General features: G+C 71.4%; 23 protein-coding genes. 12 read left to right on the forward strand and 11 right to left on the reverse strand.

The features are described 5' to 3' along the window. Positions 1–18 precede the first annotated feature (18 nt). Positions 19–1,890: a hypothetical protein gene (locus tag KFLA_RS08095; protein WP_237706749.1), complete on the forward strand. Its 1,872-nt coding sequence runs from the start codon at positions 19–21 to the stop codon at positions 1,888–1,890. On the opposite strand, the gene KFLA_RS37825 is transcribed toward KFLA_RS08095, so the two are convergent. The 5 genes from KFLA_RS37825 to KFLA_RS08125 form a co-directional block, all read right to left on the reverse strand. After that, complete coding sequence (locus tag KFLA_RS37825; RefSeq protein ID WP_012919293.1) at positions 1,871–2,920, reverse strand: aminoglycoside phosphotransferase family protein; 1,050 nt, start codon at positions 2,918–2,920, stop codon at positions 1,871–1,873. The two genes, KFLA_RS08095 and KFLA_RS37825, sit on opposite strands and share 20 nt — an antisense overlap. 4 nt (positions 2,921–2,924) lie before the next feature. Beyond that, positions 2,925–3,632: a helix-turn-helix transcriptional regulator gene (locus tag KFLA_RS08105; protein WP_237706750.1), complete on the reverse strand. Its 708-nt coding sequence runs from the start codon at positions 3,630–3,632 to the stop codon at positions 2,925–2,927. A gap of 142 nt (positions 3,633–3,774) precedes the next feature. Then, the gene (locus KFLA_RS38745; RefSeq protein ID WP_237706751.1) at positions 3,775–4,755 is read right to left on the reverse strand and encodes a VanW family protein; all 981 of its coding nucleotides are present in this window, start codon (positions 4,753–4,755) and stop codon (positions 3,775–3,777) included. A gap of 387 nt (positions 4,756–5,142) precedes the next feature. Beyond that, positions 5,143–5,925, reverse strand: coding sequence for an Rv3235 family protein (locus KFLA_RS37330; RefSeq protein ID WP_012919296.1), 783 nt, complete (start codon positions 5,923–5,925; stop codon positions 5,143–5,145). Position 5,926: 1 nt separating this feature from the next. After that, positions 5,927–7,081: a LysM peptidoglycan-binding domain-containing protein gene (locus tag KFLA_RS08125; RefSeq protein ID WP_148256576.1), complete on the reverse strand. Its 1,155-nt coding sequence runs from the start codon at positions 7,079–7,081 to the stop codon at positions 5,927–5,929. Between the two features lie 168 nt (positions 7,082–7,249). Between KFLA_RS08125 and KFLA_RS08130 the strand changes: the two genes are divergently transcribed. Beyond that, positions 7,250–7,804, forward strand: coding sequence for a hypothetical protein (locus KFLA_RS08130; RefSeq protein WP_012919298.1), 555 nt, complete (start codon positions 7,250–7,252; stop codon positions 7,802–7,804). 24 nt (positions 7,805–7,828) lie between these two features. Here KFLA_RS08130 and KFLA_RS08135 read toward each other — a convergent pair whose 3' ends face one another. Then, complete coding sequence (locus KFLA_RS08135; protein ID WP_012919299.1) at positions 7,829–8,077, reverse strand: helix-turn-helix domain-containing protein; 249 nt, start codon at positions 8,075–8,077, stop codon at positions 7,829–7,831. Between the two features lie 214 nt (positions 8,078–8,291). On the opposite strand from KFLA_RS08135, the gene KFLA_RS08140 reads away from it, so the two are divergent. The 5 genes from KFLA_RS08140 (at position 8,292) to KFLA_RS08160 (ending at position 13,059) form a co-directional block, all read left to right on the forward strand. Continuing rightward, positions 8,292–8,951: an SAF domain-containing protein gene (locus KFLA_RS08140; protein ID WP_012919300.1), complete on the forward strand. Its 660-nt coding sequence runs from the start codon at positions 8,292–8,294 to the stop codon at positions 8,949–8,951. Next, positions 8,951–10,219, forward strand: coding sequence for a CpaE/TadZ family protein (locus KFLA_RS08145; RefSeq protein ID WP_012919301.1), 1,269 nt, complete (start codon positions 8,951–8,953; stop codon positions 10,217–10,219). Before KFLA_RS08140 ends, KFLA_RS08145 begins: the two co-directional genes overlap by 1 nt. A 131-nt stretch (positions 10,220–10,350) precedes the next feature. Then, entirely contained in the window at positions 10,351–11,142 is a 792-nt protein-coding gene (locus KFLA_RS08150) for a DUF4097 family beta strand repeat-containing protein (RefSeq protein WP_012919302.1), read from the forward strand. Positions 11,143–11,173: 31 nt separating this feature from the next. Further along, positions 11,174–11,827, forward strand: coding sequence for an HAD family hydrolase (locus tag KFLA_RS08155; RefSeq protein ID WP_012919303.1), 654 nt, complete (start codon positions 11,174–11,176; stop codon positions 11,825–11,827). Beyond that, positions 11,824–13,059: a glycosyltransferase 87 family protein gene (locus tag KFLA_RS08160; protein ID WP_012919304.1), complete on the forward strand. Its 1,236-nt coding sequence runs from the start codon at positions 11,824–11,826 to the stop codon at positions 13,057–13,059. Before KFLA_RS08155 ends, KFLA_RS08160 begins: the two co-directional genes overlap by 4 nt. Here KFLA_RS08160 and KFLA_RS08165 read toward each other — a convergent pair. Genes KFLA_RS08165 through KFLA_RS08175 form a run of 3 tightly spaced genes read right to left on the reverse strand, consistent with a single transcriptional unit; the run spans position 13,022 to position 15,593 of the window. Beyond that, complete coding sequence (locus tag KFLA_RS08165; RefSeq protein ID WP_012919305.1) at positions 13,022–13,759, reverse strand: hypothetical protein; 738 nt, start codon at positions 13,757–13,759, stop codon at positions 13,022–13,024. The genes KFLA_RS08160 and KFLA_RS08165 overlap by 38 nt on opposite strands. 6 nt (positions 13,760–13,765) lie before the next feature. Then, positions 13,766–15,094 (reverse strand): hypothetical protein, encoded by a 1,329-nt coding sequence (locus KFLA_RS08170; protein ID WP_012919306.1) that lies wholly within the window; start codon positions 15,092–15,094, stop codon positions 13,766–13,768. Positions 15,095–15,098: 4 nt separating this feature from the next. Then, positions 15,099–15,593 (reverse strand): cupredoxin domain-containing protein, encoded by a 495-nt coding sequence (locus tag KFLA_RS08175; RefSeq protein WP_012919307.1) that lies wholly within the window; start codon positions 15,591–15,593, stop codon positions 15,099–15,101. Between the two features lie 210 nt (positions 15,594–15,803). Here KFLA_RS08175 and KFLA_RS08180 point away from each other — a divergent pair, with 210 nt between their 5' ends. From KFLA_RS08180 to ku, 3 genes are read left to right on the forward strand one after another with little or no spacing between them, the layout of a single operon-like run. Further along, positions 15,804–17,261 (forward strand): WS/DGAT/MGAT family O-acyltransferase, encoded by a 1,458-nt coding sequence (locus KFLA_RS08180; protein WP_012919308.1) that lies wholly within the window; start codon positions 15,804–15,806, stop codon positions 17,259–17,261. Further along, a complete protein-coding gene (locus KFLA_RS08185; RefSeq protein WP_012919309.1) occupies positions 17,261–17,785 on the forward strand; it encodes a DUF6912 family protein in 525 nt (174 codons plus the stop codon). Before KFLA_RS08180 ends, KFLA_RS08185 begins: the two co-directional genes overlap by 1 nt. Before the next feature lie 57 nt (positions 17,786–17,842). Next, the gene (gene ku, locus KFLA_RS08190) at positions 17,843–18,787 is read left to right on the forward strand and encodes a non-homologous end joining protein Ku (RefSeq protein ID WP_012919310.1); all 945 of its coding nucleotides are present in this window, start codon (positions 17,843–17,845) and stop codon (positions 18,785–18,787) included. A 123-nt stretch (positions 18,788–18,910) separates the two neighbouring features. Here ku and KFLA_RS08195 read toward each other — a convergent pair whose 3' ends face one another. Beyond that, positions 18,911–19,780, reverse strand: a complete 870-nt coding sequence (locus KFLA_RS08195; protein WP_012919311.1) for an alpha/beta fold hydrolase — start codon at positions 19,778–19,780, stop codon at positions 18,911–18,913. Between the two features lie 233 nt (positions 19,781–20,013). Here KFLA_RS08195 and pruA point away from each other — a divergent pair, with 233 nt between their 5' ends. After that, positions 20,014–21,642 (forward strand): L-glutamate gamma-semialdehyde dehydrogenase, encoded by a 1,629-nt coding sequence (gene pruA / locus KFLA_RS08200; RefSeq protein WP_012919312.1) that lies wholly within the window; start codon positions 20,014–20,016, stop codon positions 21,640–21,642. 123 nt (positions 21,643–21,765) lie between these two features. Here the strand turns inward: pruA and KFLA_RS08205 are convergent, their stop codons facing one another. Further along, positions 21,766–22,407 carry a TetR/AcrR family transcriptional regulator gene (locus KFLA_RS08205; protein ID WP_012919313.1) on the reverse strand — a complete coding sequence of 214 codons (642 nt, stop codon included), beginning with the start codon at positions 22,405–22,407 and terminating at the stop codon, positions 21,766–21,768. A 139-nt stretch (positions 22,408–22,546) separates the two neighbouring features. Here KFLA_RS08205 and KFLA_RS08210 point away from each other — a divergent pair, with 139 nt between their 5' ends. Beyond that, the gene (locus tag KFLA_RS08210) at positions 22,547–23,449 is read left to right on the forward strand and encodes a lipase family alpha/beta hydrolase (RefSeq protein WP_012919314.1); all 903 of its coding nucleotides are present in this window, start codon (positions 22,547–22,549) and stop codon (positions 23,447–23,449) included. Positions 23,450–23,502: the final 53 nt, after the last annotated feature.

A 23,502-nucleotide genomic window follows, 5' to 3' on the forward strand; every position in this document is an offset into this window, starting at 1 on the left:
CCTTCACCGGGACGCCTGGTGAACCTGAGCCACCTGGACTTCCTCGGCGACACGGTCACGCCGCCGGCGACGCCTGGGCACTCGACGTACGGCAGCGGTCCGCTCGGCGTGCTGTGGACGTACGCCGACCGCCGCGCCGACGGCTCCTATGCGCGGATCGGCGGCGGCCCGTACGACGCGGCGACCGACACGTACGGCCAGGGTGCGTTCAACACCGACGACATCGCCCGGGCCGCGGTCGTCTACCTGCGGCACTACAAGGCGTTCCGTGACGCGCACAGCCGCAAGGCGGCGTACGGGCTGTTGCGCGGGCTGACCTACCTGCAGACCACGACCGGTCCGTTCGCCGGGAACGTGGTGCTGTGGATGCAGCCCGACGGCACGCTCAACCCGAGCGCCGAACCGGTCGAGCTGCCGGACCCGTCGGACTCCGGGCCGTCGTACTGGCTGGCGCGGACGGTGTGGGCGCTGGGGGAGAGCTACGCGGTCTTCCGGCGGGTCGATCCGCGCTTCGCGGCGTTCCTGAAGGCGCGGCTGGAGCTGGCGCTGCGGGCGCTGGAGCGGCAGGTGCTGGTGCGGTACGGCCAGTGGAACGTGGTGGACGGGCGACGGGTGCCCGCCTGGTTGATCGTCGCCGGTGCCGATGCCACTTCCGAGGCTGTGCTGGGATTGTCGGCCTATGTCCGTGCCGGCGGGTCCGCTGCCGCGCGGGTCGCGCTGCGCCGGTTCGCCGAGGCGGTGGCGGCGATGGGTGCGGGCGGCGTGCGCGAGTGGCCGTTCCGCGCTCTGCTGCCGTGGGGCGAGTCGATCTCGAACTGGCACGCGTGGGGTGCGCAGATGCCGTCCGCGCTGGCTGCTGCTAGTGCAGTACTCGGCGACCGCTCACTGCTCCGGCCCGCGCTCGGTGACACCGCCGGCTTCACGCCGCTGCTGATGACAGCGGGCGGCCCGGACAACGGCTGGCTCCCGGCACCGGTCGACCGGACGCAGATCGCGTACGGCGTCGACGCGCGGTTGCAGGGATTGCTGTCCGTCGGCGCGGTCGCCGGCAGGCCGGGACTCCGGCAGGTCGCCGCGTTCGTCGCCGCCTGGTACTTCGGCGCGAACCGGGCCGGCGAGCCCATGTACGACGCGACCACCGGCCGCACGTACGACGGCATCTCCGGCGACGGGGTGGTGAACCGGAACTCCGGAGCCGAGTCCACCATTCACGGCCTGTTCTCGATGCTGGCACTGGATGCCTCACTGGCCCGACTGGCACGCCGGCTCGGCGCTGGGCAGCTGGCCCGCACTGGGCTCGAGCTGGTCGAGGCAGAGTCCGCCCAGCTAGCCGGTGGCGCTTCGGTCGTGACGCCTCCGTCGGCCTGGACGGGTGAGTCGCAGTGGAGCGGTGGAGCCTTCGTGTCACTGCCTGCTGGGTCGAGTGCTTCCTGGGAAGTGCCCGCTGCTGCTCAGGCGCGGTTGGTGCTGCCAGTGGTCGACCTGCTGCCTGCGCGCGACGCCGGCCGGAGTACGTGGACCGGTGCTGGAAGGCGATTGGGAGTGGTCGACCACGGAGCTGGTGGGGCGCAAGGCGTGTCCGCTGCTCCCGGTGCGCTGTTGCCGATAACCCTGGCGCAGCCGTTGCCGGCTGGTGCGCGAGCTGTGGCGGCCACGTCGTCAGGCGAGGCGGTGCGCGTCGACGCGTTGCTGCTGCTGCCGCTGATCAGCAGTCTGCGGCTGGGCGACGGTCAACTGCTTGCCAGCGTCGACGCTCACTCTCGGTCGGTACCGGTCGCCGGTCGTGGCATTGCCTACTCGTACGACGCGTCGGGGGTGCTGCGGTCGCGGCGTCGCGTGACTGGTCGGGTCGCAGTGGTCGCGGGCGGCTTCACCGTCGTACTCGACTGAGGGCCTCGGCGCACTGGCCGGCGACGAAGGTCAGCGCCTGACCTCGTTGCTGGAAGAGGTGCTGGCTGTCGGCCTGCTGGTGGTAGGCGTGGTGGGACTCGTCCGCCGCGCGCCCCAGCAGGTGCGGCAGCAGCCAGGCGTACTTGACCCCGGACGCCATCACCGCGAGGCGGACCTGGCCGGGATCGCCTCGCCAGCCGGCCTCGTGCAGACCGGCAAGGTAGCTGTCGGTGCAGGTCTCGGCCAGCTCGGGCATCCGCTCAGCCGGCCAGAACAGGTCGAACACGGCGTCCGGGATGTGGTTGCCGATGTCCTCCCCGAGGGCGCCGTCGCCGGTGAACGCCCAGTCGAGCAGCGCCAGCTCGCCGCTCGGGCGGCGGATCACGTTGCTGACCCAGAGATCGAGGTGGCACCGGGCTCTGGGCAGTCGCTCGACGAGGTCCAGCAGTTCAGTGCGATGAGCAACCAGGTGGAGCCAGGCCGCACAGAGGCCGGGTGGCCAGTGCTCGGCGACCAGCCGCTGTCGCCAGGCCGCGTCGTCGTCGAGCAGTTCCCAGGGGACGGCACGGGTGGTCGAATAGTCGCGGAGGAAGCCTTCGGACGTCCACGGCCGCGGTTCGGCGGGGCGCGCTTGCCAGCGTCCGCAGGCCGCGGCCAAGGCGGCGTGGTCTGCGAGGGAGAACTCGGAGCCTGGTAGGCCGTGGACTTCTTCGAGCCAGATCACGGCGCCGCCGTCGAGGCTCTCGACCTCGGCGGCCGGGAGATGCAGGCCGGTGTCCGCCAGTTGCCGGCCGAACGCTGGATCCTGGTACACCTCGACCTCGCGCCGCCAGTAGTTCCAGTGCCGAGGGTTGTCGGAGGCGGCCCAGGGGTCGCTCGGCCCGGTGTGTGGCGCCGCTGGGCGGCGGAGTTCCTTGCGGATGACCGTGCGGCCGTCGGCGTCCGTGACGCGTTCGACCGACGCCGTGACCGCGTTCAGCGGATTGTGCCGCAGCGTCGTCCGGGCGACCGGCGGGGTCGGCAGCTTCATCCGGTCATCCTGCCGGAACGCGCTCCGGGGCCAGCAGCACGCGCGGCGGCACGCCGGTGAGGGCCTTCACGTCCCGGCTGAAGTGGGCTTGGTCGGCGTACCCGGTGCGGGCGGCGACTTCCGCGAGCGGAGACCCGCTGCGGGCCCGGTCGAGCGCGCGGTTGAGCCGTAGTACCCGGTCGAGCATCTTCGGTCCGTAGCCGAACGCGTCGAGGCATCGTCGATGCAGCTGCCGCTCGCTCAACCCGACCCCCGCGGCCAGTTCCGGTACGCCGAGGCCGCGCCGGACGCCCCGCAGTACGTGTGTGGTGAGCGGATCGGGCGCCTGGTCGAACAACTCACTCGCCGCGTCCTCCAGCGCCACCGCGGGATCGGCCGCCGTACCGACCCGGTCGGCCAGGCGTCGTACCCGCCGGGCGGACCAGAGCTCGGCGAGCGGGACCCGTTGGTCCAGCACCTCCCGCGCCGGCACGCCGAGCAGACTCGGCGCTCTCCCGGGCGCGAACCGCAACGCGGCGAACCGCGTCCCCCCCTCGGCTGATCCGTCGTACGCGCGGCTGTCGGGCCCCGCGACCACCAGCGTCCCTTCGATCCAGAGCAGGTCCATGCACCCGTCCGGCAGGACGCGGTAGGCGCGTCCGTCGGCCGTTCGCGTCCACAACACCGCGCCCGGCACCCGTGCCGGCCGCTCTCGATAGGCCACCTCCACCACACACCCAGTCTGCAACCCGCCGACGACAGTTTTCGACCGGCGTGTTCGGCAGTGGTCCAATAGACCTGCCGGTGGGGCGTCCGGGGGCGGTCGCTCCACCGGTCTCGACCCGCGGGGAACCCGACCTGGCTACGGCCGGGCGTCAGCCGGTGGCGACGTCGACGACCCGCACGTTCTCGGGCACGTACTTGACCAGCGCAACGTTCTCCCGGATCAGCTCTTCGCCGACCACCTCGCCGGTCCGCCGGTCGATCACCGTGCGCCAGATCTCGTTGCGGCGGAAGTACTGCGCACCCGCCCGCAGGAACCGCTCGCCGCGGGCGAACACCCGGTACGACCACGGCACCGGCGCGTCGGCCCGGATCTCACCTTCCAGGTACCGCTCACCGACGCCGACCCGGAGCTGGAACGTCCGGTCGGTGTCGTTGCGGAACTGCAGGTCGACGTAGTTGTAGACGATGCTGCACCCGACACCCCACGGCAGCGCGCGGGCGTTGTCCGGGAACGGGTCGAAGCTGTGCGTCGAGCGCTGCGTCACGGTCATCGGCGAGTGCAGCACCATCCAGTGCAGCAGGTTCGCGAGCTGGCAGATCCCGCCCCCGACACCCGGCCGGGCTTCGCCGTTGGACAGCCGCATGCCTTCGACGTAACCCTTGCGACGCGTCGCGTTCCCGACCAGCTTGTTGAAGCTGAACGTCTCACCCGGCCGGATCAGCACCCCGTCCACCCGCGCACACGCCAGCCGCAGGTTGGTCACCTTGTTGTGCTGCATCCACATCTCGGTCTCCCCGAGCTGCCGCAGCAGCAACGAACCGTGCCGCTTCACTCGCACCGGCAACCCCTCGTCCTGCCGGCTCCCGGCGAACACCACCTCCGACCGCCACCACTCCACCCGCCGCCGAGCCCGGTGCCACCGCACCGCCAGCGCGTACACGCCCGGCACCCGAGCCACCCACCACCGCCGACGCCGCCGCCCGAACACCCGCTCCCGCTCCGCAGCCGTCAGCTCGTGATGTGCTCCCGCCGGTGTCAGCCCGTACGGCGTCCTTGCGTCGGCAGCCGACTCGTCGGACCCACATGTGCTCGCCGGCACCTGTTCGTACGAGGTACTCGCGTCTGCCACGGTCACCTCGCCCGCAGCCGCCAGCCCATTCGATTTCCTCGCGTCGTTCGCAGGTCTCGCGCGCTGCTCACCTCTGACAACTGTCACGTGCTTCGTCACCGTTCCCCCGAACGCTCCACCCGGCCACTCCGACCGCCCCAGTCACGCTACGGCGCCGAAAGCTCACAATCCGCGCCGCAATCCACCCGCAACCCAACCGAGCCCCCACCGCAAGTGGCGGCCTTTGAGGCGCCCCGACCTGGTCGGCCACCCCGGCCACGTCCCGGTCGGCAGGCCGCGCTTTCCCCTGCAAGCCGGCGCGTACGCCGAGGTGGTCATCGGCCCGCCAGGCAATCAACAACCCTCTCGGTGATCGCGGGCAGCAGCGCCCGAGCAGCGACGGTGGTTTCAGCCGAGCTCCAGGGCGGTGCAGACCCAGCGGCCTCGGTGGGTCTCCAGGCGAAGAGCCACGGCGCGCGAACGGTCGCCGGCGCGAACGTGGGCAGCAACCTCGACCACGTCGTCCGTCGGCCGCGAGACGTGGATCGAACGAACACAGCTGCGGTCCTTGGCCCCGCGCTTGCCGGCGGTGGTGGTGAGACCGAGCAGCCGCACACGGCGGTTCAGGTCGGTGAAGACCACCGAGTCGGTCCAGCGAATCAGCTGGCTGATCGCGCGATCGCCGGCAAGCACCTCGACAATCGCCTGAACCAGCCGAGTACTCCACGCCCGAGCATCCGGCAACGCCGGTCCACCGTGCACCAGTCGCAACCGAGGCCGCGCCGGAATCACCAGCTCCTCAGCAACGTCGTACCGCAGAGCCAGCGCCCCCTGCGTCGGCACCTCCTGCCGACGAGCCCTACCGCCCTGCCCGCGCCCCTTCCCCGCCCCCGCCAAGGGGTACGTCGTCCCGGTGCGCGGGTGAGTACGGGCGCCGCTGCCGGCCGCGGTGCTGCCCGTGCCGGTGCTGGCCGCCGTGCTGTGGGGGCGGGCGGCCAGGCCCATGTGCGTCGCCTTGTCGGCTTCCGGGTGCGTTGCTGTGTCGGCGTCCGCGGCCGGACTCGTGGGCATGTTCGCTTCCGGCTGGGTGGTGACGGACTCGGGGCCGACGAGGTGCGTGCCGGCGGCCGAGGGCTCGGGGGAGTTGGAGGACGTGGGGTGAACGGCGGCGAGAGCGCGTCGGGTGGTCATGTCACTTCTCCTGGTGGGTCGGCGGCACGGGACGGTCGAGGGAGGACGGGGCGTGGAGTACCTGGCCTGGGAGCAGCAGGTCGGGGTCAGGGCCGATCACGGCGCGGTTGGCGGCGTACCACTGCGGCCAGCGGGCGGCGATCGCTTCAGCTGTGGCACGGGCGCCGAGTTCAGCGGCGGCGATCGACCAGAGCGAGTCGCCTCGGACGACCACGTGACTGCTTGTGCGGACGAGCTGCCCGCTGCCCAGATCCGTGTACCGCGTCGGCGCACCATCGGTAGGCCGATCCGGCACCCGCACCGAAGGCCGCCCGGGTTCCTCGGTGCGCCCCTGCGCCCGAGCTTCGACCCGCTGGTCCGTCCGAGACTGCTTGGCCGGGTCGGCCCGCTGGTCCGTGCGCTCGACCGGTTGATGGGCTTGTTGCTGCGGCCGCTTCGCGCGGCCGTGAACCTCCGATCGCCCCGGCCGGGCGCCGTGCTCAGCGGTCGGCCGCGCGCCGGGCAACTTGTTGCTAGCGGCATCCGATCCCGTGAGTCGAACGCTCGACGGCCTCTCGGTGGCGCGCCAGTCGTTGGGTGAGACGCCCGGCCGGCCAGTCGACCCGTGGAGCCGGTCCGATTCCGGAGCGGACTCGGCCGGTACGTCGGCCCGGTGAGCGGCAGCCCGCCGAGTCGGGGCGGTAGCCGGAGGAGCAGGTTCGGTGAGGCGGAGGATGGACGGCGTCTCCGTCAGGCGCCAGTTGGGGGGACTCGGCGTGAGCGAGACGGTGGAGGCCCGTTCGGTGGCGGTCCACGGCTGCCGGGGAGGGGCGTCGCTCGGTGCGGCGTGAGCGACGCCGATGGTCAGCGGGGTCACGGCCGCCACCCCGAGGGCCGAGCGCAGGAGGGGTCGCGAACTCTGCGAAGTGATCGCCCCGGCGACGACCGAAGCTGCCCGTCCGAGAACACCCGGGGTCTGCTCCAGGGCCGTCGCCAGGACCGCGACCAGCAGCCAGGCGTACGCGACCCAGGCGACAGCGCCGACGGCGAGGAAGGCCATCGAGATCAGGTCCTCGAACGACGCCTGAGCCGTCGCACCTGCGGTGACCCATTGCAAGCCGAAGCCCAGCCCGACCACAACGCCCAGCGCTGAGAGCGGTCTGATTACTCGAATCATCCGGTTCACCTGGTTTCGCGTCTGAACTATGAGTTTGCGTCAGTTTGCGTTGGCTTGATCACTATAAGCCGTCGGATGCGACGTTTGGCAACCCATGCTGACGAGGATTCGCTACGGAGCGTGGGACGGCAGGCACGCACCGTGCCGGCGAGCGGGTAGGTTCACCGCATGCGTCTGGATGCTCTGTTCGAGGACCTGGAGTCGCAGTTCGCCGCCCTGCAGGACGGGGATCTCTACGGCGAGGTCGCGGAGCGGATCCGGGCCGAGGTCGGCAAGATCACCCTGCTCGACCGGCTCCGTGGCGCGACCGGCACGGTGATCCGGGTGGAGCTGGCGTACGCCGAACCGGTGCAAGGGGAGCTCGCGCGGGTCGGCAAGGACTGTCTGCTGATCGAGGCCGAGCGGTTCGAGGAGTGGCTCATCCCCGCGACGGCGTTGACCGCCGTGCACGGACTGGGGCCCTGGGCCGAGCCGGCCGAAGGAGCGGTTGCTGCCAAGCTCGGCCTGGCACACCTGTTGCGCGGCATCGCCCGCGACCGCTCACCGGTGACGCTGTTCTGTGCCGGTCCGGGTGGGCACCCGATCACCGGGACCGTCGACCGTGTCGGTGCCGACTTCGTCGAGATCGCGGAGCATCCGCTCGACGCGCCTCGCCGCCGGACCGAGGTCCACAACACCCGTCTGGTCCCGACCCAGGCCCTCTCGGCCCTCCGTCGCCGCTGACCCGGCGTACGGCGAGGTGCTCGACTACTGGCGAACGTCCTCGGTCTGCTCGGCGTCCTCGCCGAACGGGTGGCTGTCGATGAACTGGCGGGTCTCGGTGTACAGCCGCTCGATGTACTTTTCCAGCTCGGTGGCCTCGACCCGCCACTGACCGCGGCCGCCGATCTTGACCGCGGGGATGTCGCCGCGGCGGACCAGCGCGTAGACCTGGTTGGCCGAGATGTTCAGCACCTCGGCGACGTCGGAGAGCTGGAGGAAGCGCGGTGCAGGCATTCGTCCTGACGCCCTTTCGCTGGTCGACGGTCGCTGGCGGCGGATTGCAACGTCCTGCAATCACGGTTCCATCAGTTTGCCACGGTTCACTCCCGGGAGATTGAGTTTGTCCCCAAGCCGCGGCCCTGTGGACAACCGAGGGCGGCACAACCCGCTCAGTTGGCACAATGGCGGCTCCGGAGCGCGATCGACAGGTCACAGGGGAGAGTCAGACGTGGTGCAGAGTCCAGTCCGCAGCGGCTTCGCGGCGCCGTCGGCCCCGCCGCAGCGCAACCGGCGGGCCCGGTGGAAGGACGGCCGGCTGGTGCTCGGCGTGCTGCTGGTCGCGCTCACCGCGCTGGCCGGCGCCCGGCTGCTCGCCTCGGCCGACGACACCACCACGATCTGGGCCGCCGAGCGCGACCTGCCCGCCGGCACCAAGCTGACCAGCGACGACTTGACCACCGTCCGGGTCCGGTTCACCAGCAGCGAGGCTGCGGGCCAGTACGTCGCGGCGGACGCCGACCTGAAAGGGCTGGTCATGTCCCGCGCGGTCAAGGCGGGGGAGTTCGTGCCTCGGCGGGCCGCCGTGAGTCAGGCGGAGAACAACCGCACCGAGCTGCCGCTGTCGATCGCCACCGGCCGGCTGCCCGCCGACATCACGGCCGGTGACCAGGTCGACATTTGGGTCGTCCCCAAGGACGCCACCCAACCGGCCAGAAAACTCTGGGACGCCGTGCGGGTCAGCCAGGTCGACGCCTCGAAGGGCGTCGCCGGTGGTTCCGCGCGACGCCAGGTGCTGGTCGGTCTCGAGCCACTCGACCTGCCCAAGCTGCCGGGCGCGTTGGCGGCGATGAGCAGTGGTGAGCCCGTGCTGGTCCGGCGGGGCCGCTGATGGCGGTTCCCGTTCTGCTCGCGGTCACCGGTGCACCGTGGGAGGCCGACGTGGTCCGCCGCGTCGAGCGCGCGCCGGGCCTCCGGATCGTTCGCCGCTGCGTCGACATCGCCGACGTGATGGCGGCCGCGGCGAGCGGTCAGGCCCGGGCCGTGCTGCTCGCGGAGGACCTGCCTCGGCTCACCTCGGACGCTGTGGCCGCGCTGCACGCCCGACGAATCGTCGTGCTCGCCCTGGTCGACCCGTCCGACAACGGTGAGCCCAGCGGCGCCGAGGACCGGCTGGCCCGGATGGGCATCGAGCGGATCCTGCCGGCCGACGTCAGCGGTGAGGACCTCGGCCGGGCGATCACCGACGCGGTCGACTCCGGACCGCCGGCCACCGTGTCGCACTTCGCCGGCGGCTTCGTTCCGGTCGCTCCCGGCTCCACGGCGATGCCCGAGCGGCACTACGACCCGTCCGGGGCCGGGCGGATCGTCGCCGTCTGGGGTCCCACCGGCGCACCGGGGCGCAGTACCGTCGCGGTCGGGCTGGCCGGCGAGCTGGCGGCTCGGGGGGTGTCCACCATGCTCGCCGACGCCGACGTGTACGGCGGAGCGGTGGCCCAGCAGCTCGGCATTCTCGACGAGACCTCGGGCTTGGCCGCGGCGGCGCGATCGGCGGGCAGCGGCTCGCTCGACGTCGAGACGCTCGCCCGGCACGCCCGCCACGTCGCCTCCCACCTGCTGGTCCTGACCGGCCTCAGCCGCGCCGACCGCTGGACCGAGCTGCGGCCGACGGCGATCGAGTCGGTCTGGGCGACGGCCCGTCAGCTCGCGCCGTGCACGGTGGTCGACGTCGGGTTCTGCCTCGAGAGCGACGAGGAGATCTCGTTCGACACCCTCGCTCCGCGGCGCAACGGGGCGACCCTGGCCACCCTGGCGGAGGCCGACGAGGTGGTCGTGGTCGGGACGGCGGATCCGATCGGCCTGACCCGGCTGATCCGGGCGCTGCACGAGCTCCGCGCGGTCGTCCCGTCGGCAAACACCCGGGTCGTGGTGAACAGGGTTCGCTCAGGGTCGCTCGGCAGTGCCCCGGCCGACGCCGCCACCGAGGCCCTGAACCGGTACGCCGGGGTCGATCCCGCCGCGCTGCTGCCCTTCGACCAGGCGGCCTGCGACGCGGCGCTGACGCACGGCCGCAGCCTGGTTGAGGCGGCCCGGTCGAGCAAGTTGCGCAAGGCGATGCAGCAACTGGCGGCGGGGGTGGTCAGGGATCACCTGAGGTGAATGGGGGGAAAACCCCACCGACACCGGACCCGGAATGTGCCAGGGTGAACCTGGCGTCACCGGTCCGGCCGTCCCGGACCCGCCGGTGACCCGCAGCCGTCAGTCCAGCGGTCACTGCAGGGGAGCACGCGATGTCCGAGGTCCAGGGCCGTCCGGCCGGCACGATGAGTTCCGATCGCCGTTTCGCCATCGCGATCTCGGTCGCGCTGATCCTGGGCGGCGCCTACTGGGCGCTGACCAACCTCACCGAGGACGCCCGGACGACGCACGACAGCTACGCCCTGCAAGGCACGGCGCTGACCGTCAGCAACACCTCGGCCGATCTGGAGGTGCGGTCGGGCGACGTCCGGGAGATCACCGTCGACCGCCGGTTCAAGCGCACGGTGTTCGGCTCGGACCCGAAGGAGAACTACCGCGACGGCAAGCTCGAGATCGGCGCGGGCGGCTGCGGGTTCCTGTCCTTCCGGTGCGAGACCAGCTACGTGCTGACGGTGCCCAAGGACGTCGCGGTCACGATCGAGAGCACCGACGGCGACATCAAGCTGTCCGACCTGCCCGGCGGCGCGAAGGTCGACGTCACCTCGGGTGGTGTCGAGGCGCAGGCGATCGGCGGCGAGCTGTCCGTTCAGACGACGTCGGGCGACATCGAGGCGACCGCGCTGACCGCGACCAAGGTGTCCGGCAAGACCAGCTCCGGCAAGGTCGACCTGACCTTCACGGTGGCGCCGTCCGAGGTCAAGGCCGAGGCGAGCTCCGGCGACGTCACCGTCGTTCTGCCCGAGGGCACGGAGACCTACAAGATCGACACCGACACGGCGTCCGGAGACGAGTCCGCCGAGGTGCGGACCGACCCGGCGGCGACCCGGACCGTCACCGCCACCACCTCGTCCGGCGACGTCACGGTGGAGTACGGCCGCCGCTGAGCGGCCCGGACTGCTGAGTAGTCTTGCGCGCATGTCTGACGACAAGGTGCTGCGGGGACTGCTGGTCGACTGGGGTGGGGTGCTGACGTCCGGGCTGGAGGACGCGCTCGGGCGGTGGGCCGAAGGGGACAACCTCGACTTCGAGGCCTACTTCCAGGCAGTCGTCGACTGGCTCGCGGTGAACCCGGCGGAGGCCGAGCTGAACCCGATCCACGCGCTGGAGCGCGGGCAGATCGCCGTTCCCGACTTCGAGCGCAAGCTGGCTGCGCAGCTGGTCCGGCGCGACGGCACCCCGCTGCCGGCCGAGGGCCTGATCGAGCGCATGTTCGCCCACTTCGAGCACCAGCCGCAAATGTCCGCCCTGGTGCGCCGGGCCCGGGGGCACGGCCTGAAGACCGCGCTGCTGTCCAACTCCTGGGGCAACACCTACCCGCGCGACACCTGGGACGGCATGTTCGACGACATCGTCATCTCCGGTGAGGTCGGCCTGCGCAAGCCGGAGCCGGAGATCTTCCTGCTGGCGGCCGAGCGCCTCGGCCTCGCACCGGCCGAGTGCGTGTTCGTCGACGACCTGGAGCTGAACGTCGACGGCGCCCGCGCGGTGGGGATGACCGCGGTCCACCACACGTCGTACGACGAGACGCGGCGCGAGCTGCAGTCGCTGTTCGGGGTCGACCTGACGTGACCGCGACTTCGACCACCACACCCCCGCGGACCGATCCGCGGCTGCTGGCCGTCGCCGTGCTCGGCTGCACGGCTTTCGTCGCGCTCGGCGCCTGGGCGTACGGGCTGTTCGACGGCATGATCGACCTGCGCGTCTACCGGATGGGCGGCTCGGTCCTGCTCGACCGGGCCTCCCTGTACGACGCGCAGCTGCCGGGTTCGGGCCTGCCGTTCACCTACCCGCCGTTCGCGGCGATCGCGATGGTCCCACTGGCGGCGGTCCCGTGGGGTGTCGCGCTGGTGGTCTGGACGACGATCTCGGTGCTCTGCGTCGCCGCGATCTGGCGGGCGGCGTTGCCCGGCGGCGCGTGGTCCCTGCTGCCGGAGACCTGGCGCGGCCGGCGGATCGCCGTCCTGGCCGGGCTCACGCTGGCCTCGCTGCTGCTCGAGCCGGTCTGGCAGACGATCCAGTTCGGCCAGATCAATCTGTTGCTGACCGCAATGATCTTGCTGGACCTGGTGCGGCCGCGGGACGCGCGGTGGCGCGGGTTCTGGGTCGGCGTCACGATCGGGATCAAGCTGACCCCGCTGCCGTTCCTGGCCTTCCTGCTGGTCACCCGTCAGTGGCGGGCGTTCCGCAACGCGCTGCTCGGGCTGCTCGCGACGATGGCGATCGGGTTCGCCGTGGTGCCGAACCAGTCCTGGGAGTACTGGACCGTCGTGGTCCGCAACGCCAACCGGGTCGGCGGCCTCGCCTACACCGCGAACCAGTCGTTCATGGGCTTCCTCAGCCGGCTCGGCGACGACGCGTCCTGGATCCAGCCGGTCTGGTTCGTCCTGTCGGCGGTCTTCGGCCTGCTGGTGCTCTGGCTCGCCCGCCGCTACTGGCTGGCCGACGAACGCGTCACCGCGATCTCGGTGATGGCGCTGGCGGTGCTGTACGCGTCACCGGTGTCCTGGAGCCATCACTGGGTCTGGATCATCCCGCTCGGCATCAGCCTGGTCCGCGCCGTCGACCGCCGGTGGGGCCGGCGTCCGGCCGTCGTCACCGCCGTGCTCTGGTACGGGCTGTTCGTGCTGCGCTCGATCTGGTGGGTCCCGTACCGCGACGACCGCGAGCTGAGCTGGACCTTCTGGCAGTCCATCCCCGGCAACTCCCACCTGATCCTCGGTGCGATCGCCTTCGCCGTGCTCGCCTACACCTCACAGTCGCTGGCTAGGCCAACTCACGCAGAGGCCCGGACAACCGTCTAGCCAGCTCCGCGTCGGCCGCGGCAACCTCCACCAGGAAGACCTCGATCGCCGCACGGAAGGCCCGGGTCAGCTCCGCCGCGTCGAGCGAGCGCACAAGCGTCGCCTCCACCGGCTGGGTGATCGCTGGAGGCAGCCGGTGGTAGCCGCGGCCTTCACCCGGCGGCAACTCGTGCCGCAGGCAGGCCAGCATGAGGATTTGGTCCCGCAGGCCGCTCAGCATGTACTCCGCCTGCCAGCCGCGGCCGCGGGCGATGCTGGACCGGACGTGCAGGGCGTACAGCCAGCCCATGCCGATCAGGTCGTCAGCCGCGGGGCCGGCGAAGCGCTGCAGTTCCCGGGGGCTGCCGAAGACCGGGCGAAACGCCGGGCCGAGCGGACCGAACTCCCCGTCGGGCGCGAAGGCGATGTCGACCTGCAGGGTGTCGGCGAGGTAGAAGACGCGGTAGATGGTGCCCCGCACCCGCAGGTCCGTGTGCGCGACGCAGCCGCGGTCGGCGTACATCCGGTCGGTCCAGTCGGCCAGGACTGCGGCCTGGTCCGCGCCGGGGGCCAGGCCGAGGTAGAGGTCGATGTCGGACCATTCGTCCTCGGCGTCGGCGGCGGCCGAGCCGGTGAGCGCCAGGCCGGTGATGCGCTCATCGGCACGGGCCTCCGCGATCAGGTGGTCGCGGAGAGCAGCTCTTTGCTCCGTGGTGAACATGCCGGCTCAGGTGGAGAAGAGCAGGATGAGGCCGCCGACGGTGTAGCCGACCATGACGACCAGCAGGGGGACCTGGCCGGCCAGGGCCTTGTGGCGCGGAAACAGGGCGACCGCGCGATCGTGGGCCGAGACCACACCCAGGAGGTGGCCGCAGACGACCGCCAGGACTTGGACGACTGAGATCGCGGTGCTGTGGTTGGTGATCCCGGTGTTGACCGCGAGCAGGCCGGTGCCGAAGACGTTCGCGCCGTTGCTGAGCGGGTCGCTGAGGTAGATCAGCGTCCGCTGGCCCTCCAGGATGAGCAGCGTCAGGTAGTGCGCCACGACGTACCCGAAGGCGATCGGTACCACCGAGTGCGCGAAGAGGCCGGGCAGCGACGTCCGGGAACTGTCCGACAGCCGGCCCGCCAGCAGTGTCGCGCCGGAGTACGTCACCAGCACGAACAGGATGAACCCGATCAGCGCGAGCGTGCCGAGCAGCGTCATCGAGTAGCCGGAGTTCTGCGCCCACCCGATCCACGCCGACGAGTTGGAGAATCCGTCGTACGCCGTACTGCCGAGCAGCGCGGCGACCAGACCGACCAGGCCGGGCTGGACCCTCAGGCCGTCCAGGTTCTCCAGCGGGCGGCGGAGCACCAGCGCGCCGTCGGTCCGGCGGCCCCACGGCGACATCCTGGCCATCAGCGTCGCGTACGCCTCGAACGGGTCGCCGGCCGCGAACCAGCGGTCGCCGAACAGCATCGCCCCGAACAGCGTGATCGCGACGTACAGCGCGAGCCAGGCCTGCAGCACCGGCAGGGTCGCCCGGTCCGGCGCGACCAGCTCGAGCCAGGTGAAGGCGAAGATGCCGAGCGCGGCCGGCCACAGGCCCACCCACGTCGGCAGCTCCAGCACTCCGCGGGAGGGCGGCTGACGCAGCAGCTTGCTGATCAGCAGGTGCACGGTGCGCAGCGGGTTCAGGGTGCGCCAGACCGGGCCGAGCAGCAGCGAGATCGGGACCAGACCGACCCAGACGAGGATGTAGACGAAGCCGAAGATCGGGTTGGTCAACCGATCGACGCCGAACAGCAGCGACACCATCGCGTACAGGAAGACCGCCAGCCCGGCCAGCCGGACGAGCCAGCGGAACCAGACCGCGTCGACGGTCCGGGTGATTGCGGCCGGCAACGGTTTGCCCGACGCGTCACCGCGGTACTTCGGGGTGCGCCAGGCCAGGCCGAGCACGACGAACGACAGCGCGATCGCGACCGCGGCGCCGCCGACGGCCAGGCCGAACGGGACGGGCAGGTCCTGCCGGCCGCCGATCCCGTGCAGGGGCAGCAGCAGAGGGCTCATCAGGTCAGGAGACGACGAGCTTGGCGACCAGCTTGCCGCTCTCGTGCGTCTCGACCTCGAAGGTGCCCTTCATGTTCGCGGTGAACGTCACCGAGGCGGGCTTGCCCGGCTCCAGCGCGAGCTCCTTGTCGTAGCCGTGCACGTGCAGCTCGTCCTTGGCGTCGCTGACGGCGGTGATCAGCACGGTCTGGCCGGCCTGCACCTTGACGCTCTGGCCGCTCGGATTCACCTTGCCGTTGGCAACGGTGACGTTGACCGTGACGTCGGCCTGCTCGCCGGACGGGTCGGCGGTGTTCGACGGGGACTTGGTGTTCGGGGTGCCGGCGGTCGGGGTGCTGGTCGGGACGCTGGTGGGCACGTCGGTCGGGGTACCGGCCGAAGCGCTCGGCGTACCGGCCGGGCTGCCGCCGCTGGAGTCGTCGCCGCAGCCGGCCAGGACCAGCATGCCGAGGGCGGGCAGGAGCGCGAGGGCGGTACCACGGGTCAGCGTCGAACGCATGATGTCGAGATGCCTTTCAGCAAGATCGGGTGCAGACGGGCGCGGACACGCCCACAGGCCCTTACGAACACCGGCCGCGCCGGGTTCCCGCCTTCACCACCGGTCGTGTCACGATCGCCTCCAGTAGTGTCGCAGCTCACTGTCGACGGGGACCGTTAGGGTGATCGCACAGCCTGAACAGGCCTGCCTCGAGAAGGGAAGGGACCGCGGATGCCGGACCGGTTGTCGTCGCTCGACCTCACCTTTCTCAAGGCCGAGAGCCCGGCCACGCCGATGCACGTCGGCACGGTCGACATCTTCGAGCCGCCGGTGCACTCCGACGACGAGTTCGACTACGAGAGCCTGGTCGCGCTGATCCGGGACCGGATCGCGTTCGTGCCGCGCTACCGGCAGCGGGTCCAGCAGGTGCCCGGCCGGTTCGCCGGGCCGGTCTGGGTCGACGACGAAGAGTTCGACATCACCTTCCACGTCCGCCGCTCGGCGCTGCCCCGGCCGGGCACGCACGCGCAGCTGCTGGAGCTGGTCGCCCGGATCATGTCGCGGCGGCTCGACCGGGCCCGCCCGCTGTGGGAGATGTACCTGGTCGAAGGGCTGCAGGGCGACCGGTTCGCGATCATCTCCAAGTCCCACCAGGCGCTTGTCGACGGCAACAGCACGGTCGACATCGGCCAGGTCGTGCTGGACTCCACCGCGCAGCCGCGGGAGACGCCGACCGACACCTGGCAGCCCGACCACCCGCCGTCCGCGCTGGAGCTGCTGGCCGGCGTCTTCGCCGACGCCACCCGGCACCCGACCGCGGTGCTCGAGCTGGCCCGGGCCGAGATGGCCAGCCTGACCGGTTCCACCTCGGTGCGGGAGGTGATCGGCGACGTGGTCGGCTCGCTGGTCGCCCAGCGGCACCACGAGAGCTCGCTGCACGTGAAGACGTCCGGCCAGCGCCGGTTCACCACCGTGCAGACCGACCTGGAGGACTACCGCGCCGTGCGCGCCCTGCACGGCGGCACGGTGAACGACGTGGTCCTGGCCGTTGTCGCCGGCGCCTTCCGGGCCTGGATGATGACCCGCGGTGAGGGCGTCGGGCCGACCCGCAGCGTCCGGGCCGTGGTGCCGGTGAGCATTCGCGACGACGAGGACGAGGAGCCGACCTCGCTGGGCTCCCGGGTGATCGCCTCGACCGTGAACCTGCCGGTCGGGGAGAACTCGCCCGTGATGCGGCTGCACCAGATCTCCTACCAGACCAAGGTGCACAAGGACACCGGCCGCGCGGTCAGCGCCCGGTCCCTGGTCGGCATCGCCGGGTTCGCCCCGACCACCCTGCACGCGCTCGCCGCCCGGGTCGCGACCGCCACCGTGCGGCCGATCGACGACGTGGTGATCACCAACGTGCCGGGACCGCAGTTCCCGCTGTACGCCCAGGGCGCGCCGATGCTGGCGTCGTACCCGGTGGTGCCGCTGATGCCGGGGCAGGGGCTGTCGGTCGGCGTCACGTCGTACGACGGCAAGGTGTCGTTCGGGCTGAACGCGGACCGGACGGCGATGCCTGACCTGGCCGTGTTCGCCCAGTGCGTCACCGACGCGCTGGACGAGTTGCTGGACACCACCAGGGGCAGCCGGAACCGCGCCACCCGCGGCCGGAAGAAGCCCCGGAGCACGAAGAAGGCGGACTGATGAGGGTTTACCTACCGTCCACGCTGACGCTGCTCGACGCGGCCTGCCACGCCGGCGAGCTCGGCCCGTCCCCGCTCACGGCGTACGCGGTGACGCCCGCGCTGCGCGAGTGGTACAGCTCAGGAGACGACGAGGAACTGGAGTACGCGGCGATGGCGCAGGCGGCCCGCGCCTCGGTCGGCCTGATCGCGGCCGACCCGGGGACGCCGCGGCGCCGGGTGGTGGTGGCCTGCGAGGTGAGCGCGGTCCCGCCGGCCGACGGCTCGACGGAGCTCGGTGACGCCCGGCTGGAGCTGCACGTCGTGGTGCCGTGGACGGCGGTGGCCGCCGTGCACGTGGACAGTGCCGACGCGGTCGCCGTGGTGGCGAAGGCCGCCGACAGCTGGGACGCGGCGGCGGCCGGTGACGAGGACGCTGTTTTCGCCCTCGACTCGTGCGAAGGTGAAGACCTGCTGTGGTACGCGACGCAGGAGATCCCCGATCTCCTCGCCGCGGAGGGCTCGCGGGGTGACGCGAAGGCCTAGGAAGCGCCGGTGGGACCTGGACGGTCCGGCCGGCCGAGCTGACAGGAGCTGATGGCGATGCAGGCGATCTGGAAGGGCGCCATCTCGTTCGGGATGGTGACGATCCCGATCAAGGTGTACTCCGCGACCGAGGAGAAGGACATCTCCTTCCGGCAGGTGCACGTCGCCGACGGCGGCCGGATCCGGTACAAGCGGGTCTGCTCCGAGTGCGGCGAGGAGGTGCCGTACTCCGACATCGGCAAGGGCTACGAAATGGCCGACGGCCGGATGGTGGTGCTGGAGCCGGACGACTTCGCCGACCTGCCGCTGTCCAGCAAGAAGGTCATCGACGTGCTGGAGTTCGTGCCGGCCGACCAGGTCGACCCGCTCTACCTCGGCAAGTCGTACTACCTGGCCGCCGACGGCGGTCCCGGCGGCAAGCCGTACGTGCTGCTGCGCGACGCGCTCGAGGGGTCGGAGCTGTACGCGCTGGTCAAGGTGGCGCTGCGGTCCCGGGAGAGCCTCGGCCTGCTGCGCACGCACGACAACGTGCTGGTGCTTCAGGTGATGCTGTGGCCGGACGAGGTGCGCGACTCCGCCTTCGCGGCGCCGCCCGAGGACGTCGAGATCCGCAAGCAGGAGAAGGCGATGGCCGAGTCGTACATCGACACCCTGCGCGGCGAGTTCGACCCGGACCAGTACCACGACGAGTACCGGCAGGCGCTGGAGCAGGTCGTCGAGGCGAAGGCGGCCGGCGTACCGATGCCGGAGACCGAGGAGGAGGAGCCGGAGGGCGCCGAAGTCGTCGACCTGGTTGCCGCGCTGCGCGCTTCGGTGGAGGCTGCGAAGGCCCGCCGCGCCGGTGGCGGTGCGTCCGCCGACGGTGAACCGGCAAAGAAGGCCGCGCCGGCGAAGAAGGCGCCCGCTGCGAAGAAGGCCGCGCCGGCCAAGAAGACCGCCGCCGCGAAGAAGGCGCCGGCCAAGAAGACCGCTGCCAAGAAGGCCACCAAGAAGTCCGCCTGACCCGGTCACAGCTCGGCAGTCCGCGGCCGGCCTCCCTTCCTTGGGAGCCGGTCGCGGGATCAGCGCTTGGCCCCTCAGCCTGGCCGAACACATCGGCCGTTGGGGGCCCGTCCGTGCCGCCGGTCAGTGGCCGGCTGCGAAGCGGATGATCCGCGCGTTCACCTGCGCCGGGAACTCGCCCGGAAGGGCATGGCTCGCCTCCGGCCAGAGCTCGGCCTCGACGTCCGGAAGCAGCGTCTGGGCCCGCCGCACCGCGACCTGCGGACTGTGCACCACGCTGCGTCCGCCGATGAGCGCGAGCACCGGCACCTGGACCGATCGCAGCACGTCGTCGGTCACGTACTCCGGCGACGGCAACCTCATGCGGTAGTCGCGCTGCCCCTGGGTCAGCAGCCGCATGATCGGCTGATCCATCGCCGCGCCACCCGACACCCACCCGAGGAACCGTTCACCCACGCCTCCCGGCACCCCCGGCAGCATCGTGAACCCGCCGAGCAGGAACTTCGGCGCGAACTTCGCCAGCACGTTCGCGGGCTCGAGCAGGCTGACCGACGCTGCCCGCTCCGGCGCGTACCGCGCAAGGTTGAACGCGAGCCAGCCGCCGCTGGACAGTCCGACCAGATGAGCCCGTCCGACCCCGAGCTCGTCCAGCGTCTCCCGCAGCCACAGCGCCTGGTCCTCCGCGGTCCGGATCGGTACGGTCTGCACGCTCCGCCCGGGCTCGCCCAGACAGTCGATCGCGTAGACCTGCCGTGCCGCCGTCAGGCCGGCCAGGTTGGGCTGCCACATCGCCGACGTGGCGCCCCGCCCGTGCAGCAGCACGAACGGCACCCCGTCCCCGCCCGACCGGAACTGCAAGACCCGCACCTGGCCGAACGTCGTCACCGCGTCGACCGCCCCCGGCTCACCCGGCAGCGCACGGATCAGCGCGTCGTACCGCGCGAGGTAGTCGTCCCTGGCCTGCGCGCTGACGAAGTGCCCGATCCCTGCCATGCCGGCAATCTACCGACCGGCGCGCGAGGTCTCGGAGGGGCGTGCGCTCAGGTCCGGACCGGCAGGTGGAACGCCCGCTCCACACAATGAGCCCCCCGACGGGACCACTCGGCTTCGTGGTCCGGGCGTGGGCGTGGCAGCATGAAGACGCGAAGATGTCGCGGCAGACCCCGATCGGGCCCCGCGGCCCGCACCACCGGCGTACCCACCACCGATCGAGGAGCCCCGCAGTCATGGATGCCGTCACCGCCGTACCGACGCCCGCGAACGAGCCCGTCAAGGGATACGCGCCGGGTTCGCCCGAGCGGACCGGGCTGGAGGCGAAGCTCAAGGAGTTCAACGCCGCCGGGCCGATCGACCTGACCTGCACGATCGGCGGTGAGCAGCGGCTCGGCGGTGGCGCGACGATCGAGGTGGTGCAGCCGCACAAGCACTCCCACGTGCTCGGCACCCTGGGCAACGGCACCGAGGCCGACGGCCGGGCCGCGGTCGAGGCGGCGCTCGCGGCGGCCCCGTCTTGGCGCTCGCTGTCCTTCGACGACCGGGCGGCGATCTTCCTCAAGGCCGCCGATCTGCTGGCCGGCCCGTGGCGCGACACCCTGAACGCGGCGACCATGCTCGGCCAGTCCAAGACCGCGCAGCAGGCCGAGATCGACGCCGCCTGCGAGCTGATCGACTTCCTGCGCTTCAACGTCGCGTTCGCGCGCCAGATCGTCAGCGACCAGCCGATCAGCTCACCGGGCGTGTGGAACCGGGTCGACTACCGCCCGCTGGAGGGCTTCGTCTACGCGATCACCCCGTTCAACTTCACCGCGATCGCCGGCAACCTGCCGACCGCGCCCGCGCTGATGGGCAACACGGTGGTCTGGAAGCCGTCGCCGACCCAGCAGTTCGCGGCGCACTGGACGATGCGGCTGTTCGAGGCCGCCGGACTGCCGGCCGGCGTGATCAACCTGGTCACCGGCGACGGCCTCGACGTGAGCAAGGCCGTGCTGACCCACCCGGACCTGGCCGGCATCCACTTCACCGGCTCGACCAAGACGTTCCAGAGCCTGTGGTCGACCGTCGGCGCCAACGTCGCGTCGTACCGGACCTACCCGCGGCTGGTCGGCGAGACCGGCGGCAAGGACTTCATCCTGGCGCACCCGTCGGCCGACCCGGCGGTGCTGAAGACCGCGATGGTGCGCGGCGCGTTCGAGTACCAGGGCCAGAAGTGCTCGGCCGCCAGCCGCTCGTACGTCGCCCGCTCGGTCTGGGACAAGATCCGCGACGACCTGGCCGCCGAGACCGACGCACTGACGATGGGCGACGTCACCGACCTGTCGAACTTCCTCGGCGCGGTGATCGACGACCGGGCCTTCGCCAAGCACAAGACCGCGATCGACCGGGCCCAGCAGTCCGACGCGATCGAGGTCCTGGCCGGCGGCACGTACGACGACAGCCAGGGCTACTTCATCCGCCCGACGCTGCTGGTCTCCGACGACCCGACCGACGAGGTCTTCACCACCGAGTACTTCGGCCCGATCCTCGGCGTGCACGTCTACGACGACGCCGACTACGACAACGTGCTGCGGGCGATGGAGAGCGCCGCGCCGTACGGGCTGACCGGCGCGGTGATCGCGCAGGACCGGCACGCGATCGCGGCGGCCAGCGACCACCTGCGGTTCGCCGCCGGCAACTTCTACGTCAACGACAAGCCGACCGGCGCGGTCGTCGGCCAGCAGCCGTTCGGCGGGTCCCGGGCCAGCGGCACCAACGACAAGGCCGGCTCGATGTGGAACCTGATCCGCTGGGCCAGCCCCCGGTCGATGAAGGAGACCTTCGTCCCGCCGACCGACTACCGCTACCCCCACCAGGGCTGATTCGGCAGCTCCCCGCAGGAGCTGCCCCCGACCTGCCGCAGGCGGCGATGCGCGGTCAGCATCGCCGCCCGGTTCGTTGCCGCGCCGCGGACCCGGGCGAAGAGCTCGTCCGTGCTGTAGGCGTCAGCGGTCGGTGACCAGGCCCCGGCGGACGGTGATGTAGAAGGTGGTCATGTCGTCGATCAGGTCCTCGAGGTGGTTCTCGTCGCGCAGGTTCGCGTCGAGCAGCCAGTCGGAGATCTGGTCGAACAGGCCGCCGATCAGGCCGATCGCGACGCCGCGCCGGGCCCGGCGGTCCGCCTCGTCCGGCGGACCGTCGTAGCGGTCCCAGAGCTGTTCGAGAAAGCCGGCCGCCCAGCGGCGGTTGGTCCGGCGCTGGCGCTCGACCGTGCTGGAGATGCCGCCGGCCTGGCCGAAGGTGACCCGGGCGAGGCGAGGATCGTCCACCAGCGCGTGCGCGAACGCGGCGAGCAGCCGGGGCGCGACCTCGCGCTCGCTGCGGTCCGCGTTCGCCGCGGCAAGCTCCATCATGCCCTGTTCGAGCCGCTCGGACGTACGTTTGAGCAGCGCGACGTAGCAGTCCTCACGGCTCTCGAAGACCTCGTAGAAGCTCTTGGTCCCGACGTACGCCGTGGTGCAGATCTGCTCGATCGAGGTGTTCGCGTAGCCCTGGGCGGCGAACAGGTCGAGCGCGGCGTCCAGCAGCTGTTCCCGGCGTTCCGCGCGGCGCTGCTCCGCGTCGAGACCCCTGATCACTCGGCCCATGCGCGGACGTTACCCCGCGCGTCCGGTTCGTGACCAGTCGCACCGATTCTCAACACGAGGTCTTGTCGCAAGCCCGTCGACGTGCTGCACTGTCGGTCACCTCGTCGTCACCGAACGACACAGCCCCTCAGGAGCCCCGATGAGAACACTGCTCCGACGAGCGACGGCCGGTGCCCTCGCCGCCGTCCTGCTCGCCGTCACCGCCGGTACGGCGAGCGCGGGTACCAGCGCCAGTACGAGCACCGGTCCGACGAGCGCGGCCGACGCGCCGTCCGCGGGCTTCGACAACTGGGCCTGCAAGCCGTCCGCGGCCCATCCCCACCCGCTCGTGCTGCTGCACGGCCTCGGCGGCAACGGCCCGGGCAACTACTCCTACCTCGGCCCGTACCTCGCGGCCCGGGGCTACTGCGCCTTCACCCTCACCTACGGCCAGGCGACGCCGGCGATCCCGGTCGGCGGCACGGTCTCGATCAGCCGGTCGTCGGCCGAGATCGAGGCCTTCGTCGACCGGGTCCGGACCGCGACCGGAGCCGCGAAGGTCGATCTCGTCGGCCACTCCGAAGGCGGTTTCCAGAGCATCTACGGCCCGAAGGTCCGCGGCTACGCCGCCAAGGTCGGCAAGGTGGTCGCGCTCGCCCCGCCGACGCACGGTACGACGTTCGCCGGGCTGGTCAGCGTCGGCGACTACCTCGGGCTGCGGCCGCTGGTCGACCAGGTGCTGCGCGACTTCGGCTGCCCGGCCTGCGACGAGCTCATCGTCGGCGGCGCGGCCGTCGAGCAGCTGACCGCCGGACCGATCGCCCAGCCGGGGGTGCGGTACACGGTGATCGCGTCGCGTCTCGACGCCCTGGTGACACCGCACGAGACGTCGTTCATCCGGGAGAGCGGGGTGCGGAACCTGTTCGTCCAGGACGTCTGCCCGCTCGACCCGGTCGGCCACGTCGGGCTCGCCTTCGACCCGACGGTCGCGCAGCTGGTCGCGAACGCGCTGGACCCGGCGCGAGCCCGGCCGGTGCTCTGCGGCTTCGGTCCGCCGTTGTAGTCCCGAGCCGAAGGGTGCGGATGCCGACAGCAGGGGAGCCGGCATCCGCGCCC

Origin of the sequence: Kribbella flavida DSM 17836 (genome assembly GCF_000024345.1) — a bacterium.
Taxonomy (GTDB): Bacteria; Actinomycetota; Actinomycetes; order Propionibacteriales; family Kribbellaceae; genus Kribbella; species Kribbella flavida.

Coding starts and splice junctions, on each gene's coding strand:
- KFLA_RS37825 (WP_012919293.1), bottom strand. CDS start 2,920: ATGAAGCTGCCGACCCCGCCGGTCGCCCGGACGACGCTGCGGCACAAT.
- KFLA_RS08170 (WP_012919306.1), bottom strand. CDS start 15,094: ATGAGCCCTCTGCTGCTGCCCCTGCACGGGATCGGCGGCCGGCAGGAC.
- KFLA_RS08210 (WP_012919314.1), top strand. CDS start 22,547: ATGAGAACACTGCTCCGACGAGCGACGGCCGGTGCCCTCGCCGCCGTC.
- KFLA_RS08195 (WP_012919311.1), bottom strand. CDS start 19,780: ATGGCAGGGATCGGGCACTTCGTCAGCGCGCAGGCCAGGGACGACTAC.
- pruA (WP_012919312.1), top strand. CDS start 20,014: ATGGATGCCGTCACCGCCGTACCGACGCCCGCGAACGAGCCCGTCAAG.
- ku (WP_012919310.1), top strand. CDS start 17,843: ATGCAGGCGATCTGGAAGGGCGCCATCTCGTTCGGGATGGTGACGATC.
- KFLA_RS08185 (WP_012919309.1), top strand. CDS start 17,261: ATGAGGGTTTACCTACCGTCCACGCTGACGCTGCTCGACGCGGCCTGC.
- KFLA_RS08150 (WP_012919302.1), top strand. CDS start 10,351: ATGTCCGAGGTCCAGGGCCGTCCGGCCGGCACGATGAGTTCCGATCGC.
- KFLA_RS08145 (WP_012919301.1), top strand. CDS start 8,951: ATGGCGGTTCCCGTTCTGCTCGCGGTCACCGGTGCACCGTGGGAGGCC.
- KFLA_RS08155 (WP_012919303.1), top strand. CDS start 11,174: ATGTCTGACGACAAGGTGCTGCGGGGACTGCTGGTCGACTGGGGTGGG.
- KFLA_RS08180 (WP_012919308.1), top strand. CDS start 15,804: ATGCCGGACCGGTTGTCGTCGCTCGACCTCACCTTTCTCAAGGCCGAG.
- KFLA_RS08165 (WP_012919305.1), bottom strand. CDS start 13,759: ATGTTCACCACGGAGCAAAGAGCTGCTCTCCGCGACCACCTGATCGCG.
- KFLA_RS08175 (WP_012919307.1), bottom strand. CDS start 15,593: ATGCGTTCGACGCTGACCCGTGGTACCGCCCTCGCGCTCCTGCCCGCC.
- KFLA_RS08130 (WP_012919298.1), top strand. CDS start 7,250: ATGCGTCTGGATGCTCTGTTCGAGGACCTGGAGTCGCAGTTCGCCGCC.
- KFLA_RS37330 (WP_012919296.1), bottom strand. CDS start 5,925: ATGACCACCCGACGCGCTCTCGCCGCCGTTCACCCCACGTCCTCCAAC.
- KFLA_RS08205 (WP_012919313.1), bottom strand. CDS start 22,407: ATGGGCCGAGTGATCAGGGGTCTCGACGCGGAGCAGCGCCGCGCGGAA.
- KFLA_RS08135 (WP_012919299.1), bottom strand. CDS start 8,077: ATGCCTGCACCGCGCTTCCTCCAGCTCTCCGACGTCGCCGAGGTGCTG.
- KFLA_RS08125 (WP_148256576.1), bottom strand. CDS start 7,081: ATGATTCGAGTAATCAGACCGCTCTCAGCGCTGGGCGTTGTGGTCGGG.